Origin of the sequence: Kosakonia sp. MUSA4, assembly GCF_013085925.1 — a bacterium.
Taxonomy (GTDB): Bacteria; Pseudomonadota; Gammaproteobacteria; order Enterobacterales; family Enterobacteriaceae; genus Kosakonia; species Kosakonia sacchari_B.
The window spans coordinates 4,574,458-4,593,739 of sequence record NZ_CP025697.1 but is presented as its reverse complement, the minus strand read 5'-3'; the positions used below and the strand labels follow the sequence as shown (position 1 = coordinate 4,593,739).

Sequence of the window (19,282 nt, the reverse complement as noted above, 5' to 3'; positions counted from 1 at the left end):
GACTTTCCTGATGAAACAGCAGCATCTGCGGCGACTGCGCCGCCCCTTGGCGGCGTTCGCGCTTCTCTCCGTTCTCTCCCTGCCGGCACTCGCGGTGGATACGTCGCTCTCGTCAGACGGCGCCTCGGTGAGTGGCGCCATTAATGACGGGCTTTTTTACTCGATCGGGGGCGGCTCGGTGATTTCACCGCCGCCGAGCCGCAGCAACATGTCGCGCCTCGGGCTGAACGGTGGCTGGAGCAGCGACCTCATGTGCGGCAATTTCGACCTGAAAACCACCGTGGGCAATCAGCTTAACGGTATCACCAGCGGGTTTAAGGACCTGATGGGCAACGTGATTCAGAGCGCGACCGGCGCAGTGATGAGCATGCCGGCGATGGCCATCCAGCGTGCCAATCCGGGGCTGTATGAAATGCTGACCAACGGGGTGCTTCAGGCAGGCCTCAGTTACGATAAAGCGTTGCTGAACTGCCAGAACATGTCAAAAAAACTCGCCGATTACACCCTGGGCAGCAAGTGGCAGCAGGCGGCCGTATCCGAAGAGTATAAAGATATCGTGGCTTCCAGCGGCGGCGATGCTGTCTCCAGTGACCAGCAGCTGCAGAAAGCCACCGGTGAAGAAGGCGTGACCTGGATAGGGGGGCAGAAGCGCGGGGGTAAGGGACAGGAGGCCATCCAGCCCACCCGGGACCTGGCGAAGGCCGGCTACAACATGATGAACAGCCTGCCCGCGACAAGCAGCAGCAGCGTGAGTTCATCCGGCTGTACCGGCACCGCCTGCCAGCGCTGGCCGTCGTCCGACGATGCGGCCGCGGCCGTGGTAAAAGTGCTGGGCGACCGCTCCATCCGTACCTGCCGTGAAACCAGCGAATGCACCAGCGGCGGCACGGATAATCAGCCGGGCAGCGCCGTTGCCGGCACCGGCTTCTCCCCCGTACTGGAAGACGCCACCAAAACCAATCTGGAGCAGCTGGATAAGCTGGTCGGTGGCCAGCTCCAGCCGACCGCGGATAATCTGGCGGCGCTTAAAACCGGCAGTCTGGTGGTGACGCGTGGCGTCATACAGTCGCTGCGAGATGACCCGGACAAAGCCGCGCTGGTACAGCGTCTGGCCGGTGAGCTGGCGATGGCCGACACCGTGGAGACCGCGCTCACGATGCGCCGCCTGCTCACCACCGGTGAATCTGAACCCAATGCTGCCGAACAGACTGAGGCCATCGCAGAAGGTGACCGCCGTATCGATGCGCTTGATCGCGAACTGAATGCCCTGCGTAACGAGATGGAGCTGCGCAAGTCCATCAGCAACAACAGCCTGTTGACTACGCTGGCGCGTCAGGGCGCCCGTAATCAGGATAACCAGCTGCAGCAGAAAGTGGGCAACCAGGACCAGGGCTTCAGCCAGATGAACCAGACGCAATCCTCCGGAGCAGAGTGATATGAAACGTAATTTCCTCCGCGGCCGCACCGGTCGCATGTTGCTTGTGATCCTCTCATTGCTGCTGGTCACCGTGGTCATGTTCGCGCTGGCCTCTGTTTTTATGGCGTACGACCCGGATGGTCACCTGACCCGCCGCTGGCTGCATGACAACCGCCGGGGGCTGTTTGCCTGGCGGCTGGTGATGTATGCCGGCATTGCGGCGGCCTGGCTGATGAAGGTCCGGCCGCAGATGCTGAAGCACTGGCCGGAGGTCCGTGCCCGTCTGCCACGCACAGAACTGCTCTGTGTGCTCTTTATTCTGGCCACTGAATGTGTGGCCTGGGCTGGCGTGGCGTGAGGAAAAGTCGATGACCGCAAACAGTTTTCTTGAATATTTTCTGGTCCTGTTCGGCTGGGTGCTGAACAACTCAATGTGGAGCATCCTCGGCAACACCGGGCTTTTTGCCCTGCCACTGGTCTTTAAGGTCATGGGCGTCTGGCTGAAGGTCCGGGAGGAAGGTGCGGATGAAGGCAACAAAGGCCTCCTGGCACTGCCCCGTATCGAGCATGCCATATACGTGTCGTTCGTGGTGATGCTGTTCTGCTGCATTCCACTGCTGCCGGTTGATATCAGCACCATTAAATTCGACAGTTCCCGGGCAAAAGAGTGCGGTATCAGTGTCCCCACGCCGCAGAACTCCGGTTACAGCGGACTGGTGAACGATTTTGACGGCCGGACGGCAGAAGTACCCATCTGGTGGTATCTGCTGCATATGATGTCGAAGGGCACCACGCAGGCGATGATTGCGTCCATTCCCTGCGGAACGCAACTGCGGCAGATGCGGTTTGACGTGCAGAATACGAAGCTGCGTGACCCGGTGCTGTTGCAGGAGGTGCAGGATTTTGCCAGCCAGTGCTACTCACGGGCGTACTTTCGTCTCAAGAACAGTAACAGTCAGCTCAGCGATGCCACCATCAACTCCGTGGGCTGGATTGGAAGTGACTATTTTCTCAACACGTCCGGTTATTATGACTACTACACCGCCACTACACCCCGAAGCCAGTGGCCGTATGACAGCACGCGTGACAGTGGCTACCCTGATACCGGTCAGGGAGGTTATCCAACCTGTAAAACGTGGTGGTCAGATGGTTCATCCGGGCTGCGTAAACGCGTGCTGACCAGCTTTGGTGACAACACACGTAAAGAGATGCAGCGGTCATTTCCGGGGACGCAGTGGGAAGAAGTCGCCCTGCGCTGGCTTGTCAGCCCCCGAAATGCAGGACTGTCAGGTGACGGAACGACATATGCCACAGGCAGTTCTGATAACGTTACGGGTTTGGTAGGGAATGTTACTCGGCTGACATCCACTATAGGGCTTGGTCTTAAACAGGCAGAGGCACTGCCGGGTTTTGATGCTCTGAAGCAGGCACTCCCTATGATTCAGGCGCTGCTGCAGATGATGATTATCACGGTGATCCCTGTGCTGATGATGTTCAGTGCCTACGAGCCCAAAACGGTAGTGACCATCTCATTTGCGCTGTTTGCGCTGCAGTTTATCACCTTCTGGTGGGAGCTTGCCGGCTGGCTCGATGACCGTCTGATCACCATCCTCTACGACAATATGGCACAGCAGGGGCTTACCAGCAGTTCTGTGCCGTTCGCGAGTTTCATCAGTTCAACCAATGACGGCTGGATCATGAATCTGGTACTGGGAATGATGTACTTGGTATTCCCAACGTTCTGGGTTGGGATGCTAAGTTGGCTTGGGATAAATTTAGGAACCATAGTCCAGACAGGGTTGGAAAAGGCAGGATCTCCACCTCAAGATGCTGGAGCTAAAGCGGGCCGAGACGCGCAAGGACTTGTTACGGATAAAATACAAGGGGGGATTAAAGGTGGGTTAAAGTAACCCTAAATGATGATTCCAAACTGCATGAACTATGAATAGTCATGCAGTTTTTATTATTTATAGTAATAGAATGAATTGTACCTATCTTCGTCTTCCTTTCTTTTTAACTCTGCCCATTCATCGTTACGTTTTATTTGCTGAGGGGTTTCAGTCAGGATAGTTGCCATTCCTGTAAGGACAACAGAGCCGCAATCCTGCGTAGCACTGGAGAACACAACAGGTTCTGGCGCTTTACGTTTCAGCTTTGCTTCGTCATAAACGATGTCACGACGTTTACCGGCGAACCGGGCCAAGGTGACGCTCAGGTCGTCAGCATCGAAACCACTTTTACTCATGGTAAAAGCTCCTTTTACGTGGGTTAGCTGGTTAGTCCTTCACTAATTTTGACTTTAGCGCCTTGTAAACGTCTTCCCGACGGCCTACCGTGATGACGGTGATAACCACATCAACTCCGCCATCGTCACTTTTCAGCACCTGATAGGCAAGCCAGAAACCATCCATAACGCAGATTAATTTTGTAGCATTTTTCGACACCAGACAACTTATGTTTTATCGGGGTCAGCGCTGCCAGCGATTCAACCCGTTTTTTAATTTCTTCCGAAAGGCCTCTCGGAGCTTGATTTACAGGCTCTGCACCGGGTTCGGCAAGGTCTGGTTTCACATAAAACTTCTGTTTCAATCATTCCAGGGCGTTTTTACTTGAGTACGGTATTACCAGTGGTACTGGTGCGACTTATTTTGTCCGCGATGTGCCGGATAAACTGACAGATGAAAACAATGAGCTTACGCCTGCAATGCCTACTGTTCTTAATGAGCTTTGGATCGAATATAAAGCTATCGAAGAACGTTTACTGCTGTTACGTAAAAGAATTGAGCATCATGCCAGTGCAGACGATACGGAAACGAGGCCAACATCCGTACCCGGTATTGATAAATTAACCACAACAGCAATCACTGCTTGTGCCGGAAATGGCAACCAGTTTAAGTCTGGTCGCGATATTGCGGCCTGGTTGGGGTTGGTCCCTCGAGAACATTCTACTGGTGGTAAACAGCGGCTGCTGGGTATCAGCAAACGCGGAAACCCCTATCTTCGGAAATTACTTATCCATGGTGCTAGGACATGCGTTTTAAACCTTAATCGCACGAAAGATCGATTGGGCGCATGGATAGATAAAATGGAGGCCAGAGGTACCCACTGAAATAAGGTGATCGTGGCACTGGCGAACAAACTTGCACGATTGGTCTGGGCAGTGTTAACTCATAAATCGACACTTTATTTACCACAAGTATAGTTTATATATTTTGATAACATCAACCTACAAAAGTTTGCAGGGTTTACCTGATGACAGAACAGCGCAACGACGTTCAGTAAATCTGGGACAAAAAAGCGGCTTCCTGAGCCGACCCCTTTGATAGAAACTGAGCGTGCATATCCCATCATGGCCTTGCCGTCAAAAGCGGCTGACTCGTGAGAGGTCGGATACATTTCCGCAATTGATTCGGTCAAAGGCGGACTTGCAAAACAGGGGTGTACCATACATTTTTTGCACGCCCATATTCGACGGCTTCTTAAAGGAGTTCGTTCTCCATCGTTTTATTGCCGAGCAGGCGCTGGAGTTCTTTAATTTGCTTCATGGCGGCAGCAAGTTCAGAAGCAGGAACAACCAGTTCACCAGAGGCAACGGCCGTAAGGTTGTCTTCCTGATACTGTTTGCGCCAGAGGAACAACTGGCTGGCCGCCACACCATGTTGGCGGGCAACCATTGAAACACTCATTTTAGATTAAAAGCTTTGTTGAACAATTGCTGTTATTTCTTGTGGTGATATTACAAGCGCATAATAGTGCAATTAAAAAAATATTTTTCGCTAGTTTTTAAGATGCAAATCATCTGCAAAAATAAAAGGGTTAGGGGTTATGTAGAAAAACTTCGCGATTGGTATTTAAAAAATCAAGTAAATGATTGAAGCTTAGGTCAGTTATTTTGTGTGAAACTGAACCTGAAGAAATATAGATTAGGTTTGACGAGTTTTCATTGCACCATTTCTTTAGAAAGTTAGCAATTATTCTGGATGTGGTGGAGACATTTTTTATCACTAGCCTTCTATAAATCATCAGGTTAACGCTTCCAGTTTCTTTAGGTAAATGTGTAATTTTAAATCTTTTATAATCAATGTTTCTATCAGTGTCTAATACGAGGAGTATTGGAAGGATAACATTACTAATGGCAATTGTACTTGTTATTACTAAGTTATCAGAAATCGGCATATCTACTCCAAGTGGTAGTGGATAATAATACAGTTTGAGAAAAGGTATTACTTTTTAAAATGACACTTCTTCCAAGTGAAGGATTACTAAATTATTAACATAAACGATAGTAATCATTATGGCATGAATTGTAACCAATAATTAATTCTCATGTTTTTATGGTGGAAGGATTGGAGGTTTAGCTTTAATTATTCATTAAATTCAACAAGATAAGGGCATGAAACAAAAAAATAACAAAAAAATACTTGCCGTAACATTAAGGTTACTTTAACGTCAGGAAAAGAAAGTATTTGTCAGCTTTGAGTATAACACTATGTTTTTCTGGGCAAAAATACAAAGTGAGGAGTGATGATGGACTTTCTGAATGGAAATAAATTAGCAATGACTAACTTGTAAAAATGCGGTTCAGATCTCAATAAATTTTCGTGATTCCAGAGAGCACGAATTAACTGTTTCTGTAACTTGAATGGAGAACACAAGTGAGTTCAGTCAATGATGTGATATCAAATCAAAAAATGGTAGGGCAAATTACCGAAGGTGGAATCTGGGATGAATGGCTTGACCATGAGACGTTGCATAAACTTATCAACCATCCCTTGATGAATGCGATGAAGCAAAATACGGTAAGTATGAGCGGGATTCGATACTACCTAGTGCAGCATCATCACTACTCCAGGAATTTTACGAGGTTCCTGTGTGCTCTGATAAGCAAGATTGACAATTTAGAAGACTCTCAACATTTAATGGAAAATCTTCTAGAAGAGCTCGGTATAGACGGAGATGGAAAAGTTACTCATGCAGAGTTATTTCAGCGTTCACTACGGGCTGTTGGCGGGCAACCAAATACCTACCCTGCACTTGAGGAAACCAAGAACTTCGCGTCGACAGTTATGCAATATTGTCGCAACGATGGCGCTCTTAATGGCTTAGCTGCACTCTGTTTAGGTGCAGAAGCAATCGTTCCAATGATTTATGAACCTGTTCTTAGCGCACTCACGAGTTTGGAAGTGGAGGAAGAGGGGCTTGAATTTTTCAGGTTACATATCGAGGAAGACGAAGATCACGCAATTACCATGCTTAATATTCTGAATAAGTTGACCAATAATGATGAAAAATTGATTGAACAAGTTAAAAGAGTTGGATGCAATACGATACTTCTCAGATGCAAAATGTTTGATGCTATATACGAGAGAATACAAAAAGAGTCTTCCGAAGAAACTGATAGTTATAAAATTTTTGAGTTGCATGAGTCCAATGTCAGAAGTTACTGCCGTACACATTCAACAATCTTTGATGTCGCAAAAAATGATAAATTATATAACAATCAAGGTGAAGCATGGATAGATTTTTTATCCGGTGCTGGATCGCTCAATTATGGGCATAACAACCAATCCATAAAAAAAGAGATCCTTGATTATATTGAGAGAGATGGTATTACTCTCTCGTTAGATTTATATACAAGCGCAAAAAGGAAATTTATCGATAAATTTAACGAAGTAGTCCTAACCCCTCGCAATTATGAATATAAGTTCCAGTTTACGGGGCCGACCGGAACAAATGCCGTTGAAGCAGCTCTAAAATTAGCGAGGAAGGTTACAGGTCGAACAGAAGTGGTAGCGTTTACGAATGCATTCCATGGGATGTCGTTGGGTGCCCTAGCTGCTACTGCGCGTGATTTTAAGAGAACTGCAGCAGGAGTATCGCTCAACAACATCATCCGATTGCCATACGATAAGTTTCTTGGTGAAGAAGAAGATTCATACAACATCTTGGAGAAGATGCTGCTTTCTTCTGGTTCAGGATTGAATTTGCCTGCGGCAATCATTCTCGAAACTATTCAGGGAGAGGGTGGAGTGAATGTTGCAAGCAAACAATGGTTAAACAAGATTGAGAAATTCTGTAAAAAAAACGGAGTACTATTAATCATTGATGATGTGCAAATGGGTTGTGGTCGAACTGGGACGTTTTTCAGTTTTGAAAATGCGGGGATCGAACCGGATATTATTTGCCTAGCAAAATCGATATCGGGATATGGTTTGCCAATGTCTTTGGTACTACTCAAGCCTGAGTTAGATAAATGGTTACCTGCAGAACATAACGGGACATTCAGAGGAAACAATCTGGCGTTTATAGGCGCAACAAAAGCTCTAGACTACTGGACTGATGTAGATTTTCTGGAATCTTTAAGGAAAAAAAGTAAGTTAATTGAAAACAAACTAATGTGCATAGCTGAAAACTTTTCAGATGAAATTGTTGAAGTTAGAGGTAAAGGAATGATTTGGGGTATTGAGTGCAAAAGTCCTGATGAAGTCTCAAAGATTATCAAAGAATCAAGCCTGCTTGGACTGGTTATAGAGTCATGTGGATCTAATAATAATACGGTAAAAATATTGCCGCCCCTTACTATTCTTGAAGAGACCTTAATTGAAGGATTAAGATTATTGGAGAAAGCATTTCAAAATATTCTTACTGGAAAATAAGAGGTGTGTTATGAACGATGTGAGTGTAGTTTATAATGATAACAATTTTGTACAAGACAACAATTTAATTGAAAGCCAATTGTCATCATTGTCAAAATCAGAAGAAAGATTGTTAATTGATGCTCAGCGAGAACTGAGCAGTAAGTTAGAAAAAAATGGGTTGAACTTTGAAGGGAAAAGTTACCCGGTATCTATCAGGCCCTTAATTATGTCAGGAAAAATGGCGGAAGAATTAGAGGGGGTTGGTGAACGTTTTACTACTATCTTTGATAAGTTTGCCAAGGCCTGGATTGAATCGAAAGAAATCAGAGAGTATTTTCCTGCATATAAAAAAAGTGAGCATTTCATCTTTAGCCTGCCTAATCATGTCCCCTTAACAAGAATATTCAGACTGGATGGGTTATTCAGCAAAGAAGGTGTTTATCAGATTATTGAAACAAATACGGATTGCCCTGGTGGAGTTATACAAAATGGTTTGGCTGGTAAGATCTGGTCTTCTGTCGAAAATCCACTGCTGAAAGATCATACCGTAAATGTTGAATTCCAGCCTTTTGTTGATGACCCCGATCTTTTTCTTAAAGAGCTTCTGACAACCCATCAGGAAAGGACTGGAAAACCGGCTGAACGTGGAGCGATAGTCACCTACAAGGGACGTTTCAAGAATGAAGTTACTTGGATGGCTGATGGTTTAAACAGGCTTGGTGTTAAAACTGAAATTATCGATGCATCTTTACTGAAGCGACGTGATAGTCATCTCGTCAACCCGAATGGAGAAGTGATTGATTTAGCTTATAATAAGCTGGATTTGAGAGATCTGGTTGATCAACCGGAAGTTGAAGAATACCTCACTGCTGCATATAACGGTGAAGTGACCTTTATAAATCCACTTATTTGCCAATGGCCGCTCGCAGATAAAGCTATCTTGGCGATTCTGAGCGACCGTGAAATGACATTTTTTTTAGATGAACTTGATAAGGAATTCTGCATTAAGCATATTCCATGGACTCGAGTGGTAAAGGATGCAACCACCACGTCGCTGGATGGCGATAAGGTCAAACTTATTGAGTGGGCTGTTAAGAATAAGCAGCGACTTGTGCTTAAACCTTCAAATGCAACCAGAGGTGAAGGACTTTTAATTGGTCCTTTCGCTGCGTCTCAGGAATGGGAGATGACATTAAAAAAAGCTCTTAATGACGGTGAAACGTGGATTGTTCAGGAGTACATTCGTGGGCGTCTTGTTAATGCCGTTCATCCTGATATTGGTGTTACAGACCCGATGTGGTCAGGAATTGATACCTATGTATTTGGTGGTAAATTCGCAGGGTTTCAGGCAAGAGCGAGTTTTGACCCCGTCATGAATGTTGGCAGAAGAGGAATTCTTCTTCCCGTGGCTATCGTTAAGGAGAACATCAAATGAATCAACTTATTTATCCCCGTCTTCAGCCTACAGTGATAGCTGTTCCTATACACGATGGACGTATTGCAATCCATCAGGGAACCCGTCAGGGGGAAAAAAGTGAAATCATAGAAGACCCAACGAAATGGAAACTAAGGGCTCTGAGTTTCTTGAATGGTGAATATGAATTAAAAGAAATTCTTAATTCAGTTAATGATGAGGAATACCTGGTTACCGAGAGTGAGTTAAATCTATTTTTGGAATATTTAAAATCTCAAAATTTCATCCAAGACAGGGAATTCTTTGATTACAAATCCTTAACCAATGATCAAAAAGAACGTTATTCAAGAAATCTAAATGGATTTGCAGCACTTGGAGCTGCACAAATGTCACCAGAAGAGTACCAGCAGAAGTTGTTTAGAGGTCATGTGCTGCTTCTTGGATGCGGAGGACTGGGTAGCTGCACTGCGACTGCATTAGCGATGGCGGGATGTGGTCAAATAACCCTTGTTGATTTTGATGACATTGAATTAAGCAATCTCAATAGACAGCTTTACACCGTCAGTGATGTTGGTCTCCAAAAAGTTGATGGGTTGAAGGCCCGCCTAAAAGATGTCAACCCCGAGACTAGTGTCAACACCGTCGTTCAGCGCATTACAGGAGTACCTGATATAGTTGAACTGATTCAGAAGTTCAAACCCGATATAGTTGTCGCTGCGATTGACCGTCCTGTCATAGCAGCAGACCGCTGGATTAGTGATGCTTGCTTCAAAACAGGCATACCCGGAGTTTTCAATAGTGTTTCAGCAGGAATGGGGATGTTCTGGACAAAGTATCCGGGTAAAAGTGGATGTTTCCGGTGCGACGAAAAATGGTCAGAGAAAAACAATCCCGACCACTATGCTATGCGTCTCTGGCGGGAAGAACACGATCTCATTCCAGCAACATCCGCGTTCAGCCATTCAGCAATGATCATAGGTGGAATGATGTCGGCTGACATCATACGTAAATTAGTAGGCTGGCCTATGATATCGAGCGGGAAACTTGTTTCGATTTCTTTTACGACGTTAGAAACCAACGTAACAGAAAAGCCTCAACATCCGCTGTGTGAATGCTGTGCATCCCGAGAGGTTAAAGTCAAATGAGATACGATCCTATTTTAGATGACAATGCGGTGTGGGATGCATCGGTTGTGAAGAGTAAAGATGACATTGCTCTGGACATTAATGAGCAGGAGATCGAGATTTTAGTAGATTTACTAAAAGGTCTGGAAGGACGTAAAACTGAAGAATTAAAGAGGTCCGACTTCCGCTGCAGAGAGTTGAGTTCGCTTACAAATAACATTCATGAACGATTGCAGAATGGTAAAGGGGCTGTGATTGTTCGTGGACTTCCCCGACATGAGTTATCTGATAGTGAACTGACTAATCTTTTCTGGGGAATCGGGATTGGTATGGGCCGGCCAGTTGTTCAAAATCTCCAGGGTTCAAGAATTGGCCACGTAAGGAACGAAAAAAATAACCCTACCAATAGGGGATACATGTCTAACCGTGAATTAGGGTTTCATTCTGATGCGTTCGAAATTGTTGGACTCATGTGTCTGAGCAGCAGCGCATCCGGTGGAGTAAACCAGATTGTAAGTGGACTTAACATCTACAATCATTTTTCAAAGAAACATCCTGAACTGTTAGATGCTTTGTTTGATGGATACTATTACGCAACAGCTGAAAGACAGAACAGTAGTAAGCCGTATACAGATTATAAAGTTCCTGTTTTTTCCCGAACTTCAGGTAAAGTGAGCTCAATGTGCTTGGGTGCTTATATGCGTTCTGCAGCAAGAACTATTGGAGAACCCTTGCCCAATAATCTCGATGACGGGTTACGCCTATTTTATGAAATGTGTAATAGAAAGGAATTCATGTTCGAGTTTATGCTAGAACCTGGAGAAATATTATTTCTTAATAATTATACAACCCTACATTCAAGAACAGAGTTTACAGACGATGAAACGCATCAACGCCATCTTCTGCGGTTATGGTTAGAAATTACTGACGGTAGACCTGTTGTTCCCTCATTAACCGCACGTGGAAGGGACTATGAACAATTATTCATGGAAAACAGCAATTGAATATCGATAAGGGAAAGCCGGGTTTTCATGGTCCGGACTTTAGGGTTAACATGATTGAATATAAACTTCCGACCGGTTGGGTTTTTAAAGAAAATCCTGACGCGATCATCAATTTCCGTGATGAATTAAGTAAAATAATTGCAAGTTATAATAATAGCATAACCGGTGTGTCCGATGACAAGAACATAGAGATGTCTTTGATAGATAATAAAGGATTGCTTGTCGGCGGTCTGGCGGGCAGAACTTCACTAGGCGTTCTTTTTATTAATTTACTTTATGTTCCTGAGGTTCTCAGGGGGCAGGGTATAGGTGCTGAATTACTCACACGAGCTGAGAAATTAGCCATTGAACGCGGTTGTACTAAGGCGGTACTTTTTACCATGTCACTGCAGTCACCAGGGTTCTACTCAAGATTTGGTTATGAAAAATTCGGTGTAATTGATTGTCTTCCAGAGGGTAATTCAAGGATTTACATGAGTAAATCCCTTGAAGCATAAATATATTGAGTGGTGAGATAAATGTCAGATGTGTTGATTGCTTCATTTGGTGACATATTGATAAATCGGTCTAAACCGAAAGAAGTGTTTGGTTGTTTATCAACTTTTATGGATGAAATGGATCTAATCATCGGAAACTATGAGGGTGTACTGACCGACAACCCTCAACCGATAGGAGGGCGAAGAGGGGCTACTTTATCTTCAGGGAAAAATGTCTATGGAGTAGAGAAGTTTAGTGTGCTTTCACTTGCAAATAATCATGCTCTAGACTCAGGAACTTCTGGTTTATCTGACACGATCGATTTTTTTGAGTCTGTGGGTGTAAAGAAAATAGGTGCAGGTTTTACTCATAAGGAAGCGTGGGAACCTGTTTATGTAGAATGTAAAGGATTAAAAATTGCTATTTTCGGTATTACAGGCGTGTATCGCGCAGGAACTGATTCTAATGAATGGCAAGGAGGAGTAGCAGCAATTCGATCCAGAGATTATTATTCTTCTCCATACAATGGAGCTGTAGTGCCAGGAGCATTACCGCTAATTCATACCGAAATTAATGAAGATGACTGGAATTATTTTGCAGCTGCCGTAAGAAACGCACAGTTAGAAAATGACATCATTGTCGCAATGATTCACTGGGGTGATCATCAGCAGGAGTTTTCAATTACTCAATTTGAAAAAGAAATGTCAATTCGTATGCAGAGTTTAGGAATACAGTTAGTAGTCGGTCATCATCACCATCAAATGAGAGGTTTCAGGTTAAAAGATAAATTATTAATCTGTTATGGTCTTGGTAATGCAGTTTTCGACCAACCGAATTACAGAGTCTCAAACCACAGCACAGGATTTCTTTTACAGGATTCTTCTCGATATTCTGGCGTTACAGTTACATCATTTGATGTCAATGGATTAGCTAAAGCATACTTGCTTCCTATCTATGTTGAAGGAAATACACCGGTAGCGATAGAACACGGTAGCACCCGCTGGTCAGAATTCATGAAGATACAGTCTATTTGTGCAAGTCAGGGAATGTATGAATGTATTTTAGATGATCGAGGGACAACTATTAAAGGGTTTTCTGTATTTGACTTAATGTGAGTTAATGCCGAGGGATTTATGTCGATATTGTGTTTGGGTCGTAGCATAAAGATAAATTATGCGAAATGGTTGAAGGATGCAGGGCAGGAACTATGGCTTCTGACTTCAGTTCCTCAGTTTCCTTTGCAGCATGATTACAGATTTGTCCGTCAATTAGATAATTTTGACAGCGGTGAAGAAGTGTTGTCTATCGCCACTGAGTTAGCTAAACATACTGTTTTCACTCATATTCTCCCCCATTCAGAGTTTGATCTTGTCCGCGCAGCACAGTTAAGAGAATATTTGGGCATAAAGGGTCAGAGCGTGAAAAGTGCAATGGCTTATAGGGATAAAGTCTTAATGAAGGAATATCTCGAAAAGGCTGATATTGAAGTCGCACCATTTAAAAGACTTAATAACTGGACCGACATCCTTCTTTTCTGTAAAAAATACCCTTTCCCCGTAGTGATAAAACCGGTTGACGGATGCAGTTCTAAAGACATTCTGGTGGCAAAAGAACTATCTGAATTAGCAACTTTTTTCCAGCATAAAACCGTTGAAGGATGGATGATTGAAAAATTTATTGATGGTGAAATGTATCACGTGAATGGTGTGATCACAGAGAATGGGGACGCCTTTTTTGCTCCATGCGCTTACATCAACAATGCCCTAGACTTTAAGATTGCTGGCATCTTCGGCAGCAGAACGATAGAAGCCACCACTCCACTTGCAAAAAGATTAGTTGAACTGACTAAAAAAACTATTTCAGCTTTGCCTGCTACATCGGTACTGGGATTCCATGCGGAAATTTTTCACACATCTCAAGATAAATTGATTCTCTGTGAAATAGCATCTCGCACAGCAGGTTCACTCACAGGTGAGTTGATCGAAAAGACATGGGGTATCAATATACATGAAAGTTGGATTAAAGCCTGTGCTGGCAATATTAAAAAATTACAGTATAACTCCTCTCCGGACGTATACGCTGCATCTATACGTATGCCTGTGCGAACGTCGACACTTTTAATGTTGCCAGTAAGTGTCCCATTTGATTGGGTATCTACAATGTGTATATCTGGCACATCAGGAGGAAAGTACAACCAAGCAACCACCTACACAGATGATGTGGTAAGTGCAGTTATAACTGGTAAAGATGATAAACAGCTTCAGGAGCATATTACGACCTTCATTAAGTGGCTGGAGCATAACGTCGTTTGGATGTGAGTAGAACGCAAAAATTTACAACAAAGGAGTATTTATGAAAGTGCTCGTTTCAGGATCCGGTGCAGGCGCTCAGGCTTTAGCATGGAAATTGCTTCAATCTGATAGTGTAGATAAGGTATATCTCGCTCCAGGTAACCCCGCCACAGAAATGGATTTACGAATGGAAAATATCCCAGTTAAATCCAGCGACATTATTGGTCTAGCTAGGGCTGCGTCCGAACTGGATGTTGCTTATACATTGATAACACCAACTCAAACCTTAGCATCTGGTGTAGCTGACCATTTTAATGATTTAGGGTTACCTATTATTGCACCGACCAAAGACGCTTCCAAACTGGAATGGTCAAAAGTTTATTCTAAATCTTTTATGAATCGTCATGAAATCCCCACACCTAAAAGCATGATTTGTAAGGATAAAGATGAGATTATCGCTTTTGCTAACTCTTTATCTTTCCCGTTCGTTCTCAAAGCTGATGGCATCGTTCATGGGGGGACTGGAGTTATTATTGTTTCTGACCAGGATGAATTTGATCAAGCAATTAATCTTGTTATTGTAAACGAAGAGTCACAAGTGTTAATTGAAGAGTTCATCATGGGTGAAGAAGTTTCGTATACAATTATTTATGATGGGGAAAATTATGTTCCTCTGGCAGAAAGTCGTGACTATAAAAAACTTCTGAACGGTAATCTAGGTCCTAATACCGGTGGAATGGGTGCATACTCTCCTGTTCTCACAGATGATCAACATTCGATTATTAGGCAGAATATTATCGACCCATTTATTGATTCGCTAAAAAAAGATGGAGTTAGTTATTTAGGCTTCCTTTATTTTGGGGTTATTATTGATGCCTATGGAAACCCATATCTCCTTGAAGTTAATTGCAGGTTGGGGAATCCTGAAGTATTTACAATCCTTGAACGTCTTGACTCATCTTTAAATGATCTTTTTGTTTCCGCTCTCAATAAAAAACTTGAAAATGTGAAACTATCCTGGAGTAAGAAAGTTTCTGTCGCTTTACAGATTTCAAGTGAGGGATATCCTTTTGTTGAAAAATCTGGTGAATCAATATCATTACCGAAGGTTTCTGGTGAGTCGCATATATTTCATTCTTCGGTCGTATCAGAAAATGGTCAACTAATAAGTAATGGTGGACGTGTTATAGCCATAAGTACAACCGGATCAGATTTTCGTGATGCCAGGGAGAAGCTATATAATATTGCCAAGCAAGTTAAGTTCGAAGGAATGCATTACAGAACAGATATAGCTGAAAATATATAATTCAACATCAATAAGGTTTTATTATGTCAGAAAGTCAGGATGTAAAAAGAAAAGTGTTGCTTGCTGCAAATGTCAGCTACGTACTTGTGATTTTGGATTCATCTGTAGTCAATGTTGCACTTCCAACAATTAAGTCTGAACTTATGTTGGATGTTTTTTCACTGCAATGGGTGGTTAATGCCTATCTTTTATTATTTGCCAGTCTTTTACTTTCCGGGGGGGCATTATGTGACCGGTATGGTTCAAAAGTCATTTATATATCTGGACTGTCCTTTTTTGCACTAGCTTCATTAATTTGTGGTGCATCTTCGGGTTCTGTAAGTCTCCTTTCTGGACGGATTTTACAGGGCATTACCGCAGCTGTTTTAGTACCAGGCTCATTGTCGCTTATAACTCATACTTTTAAAGATAAAAGTGAGCGTACCCAGGCCATCGCCAGTTGGGCGAGTTGGGGGGGAGTGGCACTCGTGTTTGGTCCGATAGTTGGAGGTTGGATGACAGAGTATTTGTCATGGAGGTCTATATTTCTGATCAACATACCTTTGTGTTTATTAGGTATTTTCTTGGCCTGCCCTGTCTCTCTAATGGACGAAGGGGAAAAATCAACCTCATTTGATGTGAAGGGGCAGTTATTACTTTTCTTCATTTTTCTGATTACGTTGTCATGCGTTATGAGAGTTTCAAAGGAAAATCATCTTGATAGATATTCTACATTATCATTTCTTATAGTTTTATTACTTGTTTATTTTTTTGTTTTAATTGAAAGGAAAACTAAAAATCCTATAATGCCTTTGGCCTTGTTCAGGAATTCTAATTTCCGTTCTATCTCATGGATATTTTTTGCAGGAGCTTTCTCTTTTTTTGGATCTCTGTTCATTTTAACTTTTTGGTTTCAGGATGTCCTTCATTTTAGTGCCATGGAAACCGGTCTGCTCATGCTCCCTCTTTCATTAAGTGTTATTGGCGGAAATAAAATTTCCGGTGTTTTATCTAACCGGTATAAGACAAGCAGCATGATGATTTTTGGAGCGTTGCTGAGATTGTTTGGCTTTGCGGGACTGTTAGCTACACAATATTCACACAGTTATTACCTTCTTATTCTACCCATGATTCTCATAGGTTTCGGGGGAGGGCTAGGGTCTCCTATGTCAACATCTTTGTTTATGCAAAGTGTACCAAGAAAATATACTGGTTTGGCATCTGGTATATCAAGGGCAACTGGACAAATGGGATCTGCTTTAGCCGTTGCTGTGTTTGCAAAGATGGTGAGCTCTGAATCTATATTTGTGTCAAATCTAAAGTATGCAGTACTGACAATCATACTGGTGACCTTCTCCATTGTATTAATTAACATCTTTGGAGTTAATAATGATATGGACACATATAACTCCACCTCTTCTGACGGTGCAGAAAGGTAATGAATGAAGTAATTGATTTTTCATTAGCCAGGATCTCCTTTCATCTTCAGAGAGGAGACCTTTCACCTGTTGATTTAATGCGTCTCTACCTGACTCGTATAGATTGCCTGAATCCTTCACTTAATTGCTATGTTGAAATATTCAGAAGTGAAGCACTCAAGCAGGCTTTACTTGCTGAAAAAGATATTCTATCTGGAAGATGTCTTGGGCCTCTCCATGGCATACCTTTTTCCTTTAAAGACTTCTTCGATTATTCAGGTATGGTTACAGGAGGTGGTACACGATGTTTTCATGAAAAAAAAACTATCACGGCGCCAGTTATTCAATCTTTAAAAAATCTAGGAATGATTCCCATCGGTAAAAACAGCGCTGTTGAACTCGGCATGGGAGCATCTGGAGTGAGTGAATCTGGACTGACCGCAGTTAACCCCTGGCTTTCCCACAGGCATTACGCGCCCGGCGGGTCTAGCAGTGGTTCAGCTGTAGCTGTTGCCTCTACATTAACTCCTCTTTCTCTTGCTACAGATACCGGAGGATCTATTCGCATACCTGCCGGATGGTGTGGGGTAAGCGGGTTAAGGCCCTCTTCTCGGAGGCTCTCCGTGAAGGGAGTCCTGCCACTCAGCCAGACCATGGACACAGTCGGTCTTATTGGCAAAACTGCTGCTGACATCGGTATGGTTTACAGACAGTTAGTTTCTCACGCATGCGATTTCCCGGAACGTCTTTCATTTAAGCTTGCATCACTGCCAGACGAAGATATGCCATCTATCGATACTGAGTACGCAGTAATATTTCAGAAGACCTTAGAAAAAATAAAATCCGACACCTTAGACATCAAAACTATTTCCTTTTTCACTTCTCTTAATGAGTGCATGAGAGTAAACAGTACAATTACTTCATTTGAAGCTTGGAGAAACTACTCTCATCTTTGCAAAGACGGTAGTGGGCTCGGACCAAATATTATAAAAAAACTATCACGGGGAAAAAATATCAATGAGGAAGAATACAAATCAGCAATAAAGTATTGCATGTTCCTACGGGATCGTGTTTTTTCCTGGTTCAGTCAGATTGATGCATTAGTCATCCCAACGACTCCTTCCTCAGCATGGTTGATAGCAGAGGATAGCAAATACTCCCCTCCTAATGATTTCACAAGATTTGTCAATTTCCTTGATTTATGTGCTATTTCGATTCCAATGGGGATAAATTCAAACGGTATGCCCCTTTCTTTCCAGATAGTATGTCGTCACGGAGATGATTTGAAGGCACTTCACATAGCTGAAGTTATTGAAGACCGCATCCGGTTCAGAATGCGGTTTGATCCCTTTAATTAATGCAGTCAGCGTGTTCTTCCATAAATCTTCGGCAGTAGTATGCAAAAGCTGCCTTGTGTCTGACAGGTCTGGCTATCCATTTTCTTGCTTCGCTGGCCAGGCATTCATCCAGCTCTTTTATTATTCCTGCTGACATGGCTTTTAGTTGCATTTTAGCTGCCCGCTCAAACAGTATTGCGAGGTTACATGCTTCTTCAATATTTTCACCCGTTGACAGTTGGCCATGATGAGCCAAAAGAATTGTTTTCTTCGACCCCAGGGTTTCAGATATTATCTTGCCCTCTTCATTTCCAACCGGGATGCCTGGCCATTTCTCAAGAAAAGCGCAGTCGTCATAAAGTGGACATACATCCATATGTGATATGATTAGGGGTACACCCAGCATTGAAAGTGTTGACGAGTTAAAGGGATGTGTATGTATAATGCAATTAATATCTTTCCGCTTATTGTATAGCCATGAATGGAATCTGTTTGCAGGATTTGGCATCCCATCTCCTTCAATGACCTCTAAATCGTCATTAACCAGTAATAGATTACTTGCCTTGATTTCATTAAAACCTAACCCCAGTTGCTGGGTGTACCAGGTGCCGGGTTCGGCCCCTCGTGCTGTTATCTGACCCGCGAGACCCGAGTCATGACCCATCATGAATAATATCCTGCAAGTCAACGCCAGTTTCTGGCGGATGTCCCATTCTCTGACATTTAAATGTTCTTCCATATCACTCAATGATTTTTTTACGATCTCATCTTTTGATAACAGAGATGACTTGAACATAAACAATTATCCTTTCATTGTAATGGTTTGTCATTAATATTTATGCGATATTTTCTGTCCGTTCTTTGCACTCTTTGCTAT

The 19,282-nt window shown here is 43.4% G+C and carries 17 protein-coding genes and 1 pseudogene; 14 read left to right on the top strand and 4 right to left on the bottom strand.

From position 1 onward, the window contains the following. Positions 1–10: 10 nt before the first annotated feature. From C0557_RS21705 to C0557_RS21695, 3 genes are read left to right on the top strand one after another with little or no spacing between them, the layout of a single operon-like run. Positions 11–1,435 (top strand): integrating conjugative element protein, encoded by a 1,425-nt coding sequence (locus tag C0557_RS21705; protein ID WP_208660958.1) that lies wholly within the window; start codon positions 11–13, stop codon positions 1,433–1,435. A gap of 1 nt (position 1,436) precedes the next feature. After that, positions 1,437–1,775: a hypothetical protein gene (locus tag C0557_RS21700; protein WP_208660956.1), complete on the top strand. Its 339-nt coding sequence runs from the start codon at positions 1,437–1,439 to the stop codon at positions 1,773–1,775. Positions 1,776–1,785: 10 nt separating this feature from the next. Then, positions 1,786–3,327, top strand: a complete 1,542-nt coding sequence (locus C0557_RS21695; RefSeq protein WP_208660954.1) for a conjugal transfer protein TraG N-terminal domain-containing protein — start codon at positions 1,786–1,788, stop codon at positions 3,325–3,327. A 53-nt stretch (positions 3,328–3,380) separates the two neighbouring features. On the opposite strand, the gene C0557_RS21690 is transcribed toward C0557_RS21695, so the two are convergent. Together C0557_RS21690 and C0557_RS21685 are read right to left on the bottom strand one after the other, a co-directional pair. After that, positions 3,381–3,662, bottom strand: coding sequence for a hypothetical protein (locus C0557_RS21690; RefSeq protein WP_208660952.1), 282 nt, complete (start codon positions 3,660–3,662; stop codon positions 3,381–3,383). Positions 3,663–3,787: 125 nt separating this feature from the next. Beyond that, positions 3,788–4,006, bottom strand: a complete 219-nt coding sequence (locus C0557_RS21685) for a hypothetical protein (protein ID WP_208660950.1) — start codon at positions 4,004–4,006, stop codon at positions 3,788–3,790. A gap of 70 nt (positions 4,007–4,076) precedes the next feature. On the opposite strand from C0557_RS21685, the gene C0557_RS21680 reads away from it, so the two are divergent. Next, positions 4,077–4,526 (top strand): transposase, encoded by a 450-nt coding sequence (locus tag C0557_RS21680; RefSeq protein ID WP_208660948.1) that lies wholly within the window; start codon positions 4,077–4,079, stop codon positions 4,524–4,526. 373 nt (positions 4,527–4,899) lie between these two features. On the opposite strand, the pseudogene C0557_RS21675 reads toward C0557_RS21680, so the two are convergent. Next, positions 4,900–5,154 (bottom strand): annotated as a pseudogene (locus tag C0557_RS21675) (transposase); the annotation flags it as partial. Positions 5,155–6,072: 918 nt separating this feature from the next. On the opposite strand from C0557_RS21675, the gene ectB reads away from it, so the two are divergent. The 10 genes from ectB to C0557_RS21620 are packed head-to-tail and all read left to right on the top strand — an operon-like array spanning position 6,073 to position 18,426. Next, positions 6,073–8,073 (top strand): diaminobutyrate--2-oxoglutarate transaminase, encoded by a 2,001-nt coding sequence (gene ectB / locus C0557_RS21665; RefSeq protein WP_217273273.1) that lies wholly within the window; start codon positions 6,073–6,075, stop codon positions 8,071–8,073. A 10-nt stretch (positions 8,074–8,083) separates the two neighbouring features. Then, a complete protein-coding gene (locus C0557_RS21660) occupies positions 8,084–9,490 on the top strand; it encodes a hypothetical protein (protein ID WP_208660946.1) in 1,407 nt (468 codons plus the stop codon). Then, positions 9,487–10,614, top strand: coding sequence for a ThiF family adenylyltransferase (locus C0557_RS21655; RefSeq protein ID WP_208660944.1), 1,128 nt, complete (start codon positions 9,487–9,489; stop codon positions 10,612–10,614). The genes C0557_RS21660 and C0557_RS21655 overlap by 4 nt, the downstream gene beginning before the upstream one ends. Further along, positions 10,611–11,597 (top strand): TauD/TfdA family dioxygenase, encoded by a 987-nt coding sequence (locus tag C0557_RS21650; RefSeq protein WP_208660942.1) that lies wholly within the window; start codon positions 10,611–10,613, stop codon positions 11,595–11,597. The genes C0557_RS21655 and C0557_RS21650 overlap by 4 nt, the downstream gene beginning before the upstream one ends. After that, positions 11,594–12,094, top strand: coding sequence for an N-acetyltransferase (locus tag C0557_RS21645; RefSeq protein WP_208660940.1), 501 nt, complete (start codon positions 11,594–11,596; stop codon positions 12,092–12,094). Before C0557_RS21650 ends, C0557_RS21645 begins: the two co-directional genes overlap by 4 nt. 21 nt (positions 12,095–12,115) lie before the next feature. Further along, entirely contained in the window at positions 12,116–13,189 is a 1,074-nt protein-coding gene (locus C0557_RS21640; protein ID WP_208660938.1) for a CapA family protein, read from the top strand. Positions 13,190–13,207: 18 nt separating this feature from the next. Next, the gene (locus C0557_RS21635; protein ID WP_208660936.1) at positions 13,208–14,392 is read left to right on the top strand and encodes an acetyl-CoA carboxylase biotin carboxylase subunit family protein; all 1,185 of its coding nucleotides are present in this window, start codon (positions 13,208–13,210) and stop codon (positions 14,390–14,392) included. A gap of 34 nt (positions 14,393–14,426) precedes the next feature. Then, positions 14,427–15,671 (top strand): phosphoribosylamine--glycine ligase, encoded by a 1,245-nt coding sequence (purD, locus tag C0557_RS21630; protein ID WP_208660934.1) that lies wholly within the window; start codon positions 14,427–14,429, stop codon positions 15,669–15,671. Positions 15,672–15,694: 23 nt separating this feature from the next. Next, positions 15,695–17,089: an MFS transporter gene (locus tag C0557_RS21625; protein ID WP_208660932.1), complete on the top strand. Its 1,395-nt coding sequence runs from the start codon at positions 15,695–15,697 to the stop codon at positions 17,087–17,089. After that, complete coding sequence (locus C0557_RS21620) at positions 17,089–18,426, top strand: amidase (RefSeq protein WP_208660930.1); 1,338 nt, start codon at positions 17,089–17,091, stop codon at positions 18,424–18,426. Before C0557_RS21625 ends, C0557_RS21620 begins: the two co-directional genes overlap by 1 nt. On the opposite strand, the gene C0557_RS21615 is transcribed toward C0557_RS21620, so the two are convergent. Then, on the bottom strand, positions 18,419–19,201 hold the full coding sequence (locus C0557_RS21615) for an aldolase (RefSeq protein WP_208660928.1): 783 nt from the start codon (positions 19,199–19,201) through the stop codon (positions 18,419–18,421). The genes C0557_RS21620 and C0557_RS21615 overlap by 8 nt on opposite strands. Between the last annotated feature and the right edge of the window lie 81 nt (positions 19,202–19,282).

Coding starts and splice junctions, on each gene's coding strand:
- purD (WP_208660934.1), top strand. CDS start 14,427: ATGAAAGTGCTCGTTTCAGGATCCGGTGCAGGCGCTCAGGCTTTAGCA.
- C0557_RS21660 (WP_208660946.1), top strand. CDS start 8,084: ATGAACGATGTGAGTGTAGTTTATAATGATAACAATTTTGTACAAGAC.
- C0557_RS21615 (WP_208660928.1), bottom strand. CDS start 19,201: ATGTTCAAGTCATCTCTGTTATCAAAAGATGAGATCGTAAAAAAATCA.
- C0557_RS21700 (WP_208660956.1), top strand. CDS start 1,437: ATGAAACGTAATTTCCTCCGCGGCCGCACCGGTCGCATGTTGCTTGTG.
- C0557_RS21640 (WP_208660938.1), top strand. CDS start 12,116: ATGTCAGATGTGTTGATTGCTTCATTTGGTGACATATTGATAAATCGG.
- C0557_RS21705 (WP_208660958.1), top strand. CDS start 11: ATGAAACAGCAGCATCTGCGGCGACTGCGCCGCCCCTTGGCGGCGTTC.
- C0557_RS21655 (WP_208660944.1), top strand. CDS start 9,487: ATGAATCAACTTATTTATCCCCGTCTTCAGCCTACAGTGATAGCTGTT.
- C0557_RS21695 (WP_208660954.1), top strand. CDS start 1,786: ATGACCGCAAACAGTTTTCTTGAATATTTTCTGGTCCTGTTCGGCTGG.
- C0557_RS21635 (WP_208660936.1), top strand. CDS start 13,208: ATGTCGATATTGTGTTTGGGTCGTAGCATAAAGATAAATTATGCGAAA.
- C0557_RS21650 (WP_208660942.1), top strand. CDS start 10,611: ATGAGATACGATCCTATTTTAGATGACAATGCGGTGTGGGATGCATCG.
- C0557_RS21625 (WP_208660932.1), top strand. CDS start 15,695: ATGTCAGAAAGTCAGGATGTAAAAAGAAAAGTGTTGCTTGCTGCAAAT.
- C0557_RS21620 (WP_208660930.1), top strand. CDS start 17,089: ATGAATGAAGTAATTGATTTTTCATTAGCCAGGATCTCCTTTCATCTT.
- C0557_RS21690 (WP_208660952.1), bottom strand. CDS start 3,662: ATGAGTAAAAGTGGTTTCGATGCTGACGACCTGAGCGTCACCTTGGCC.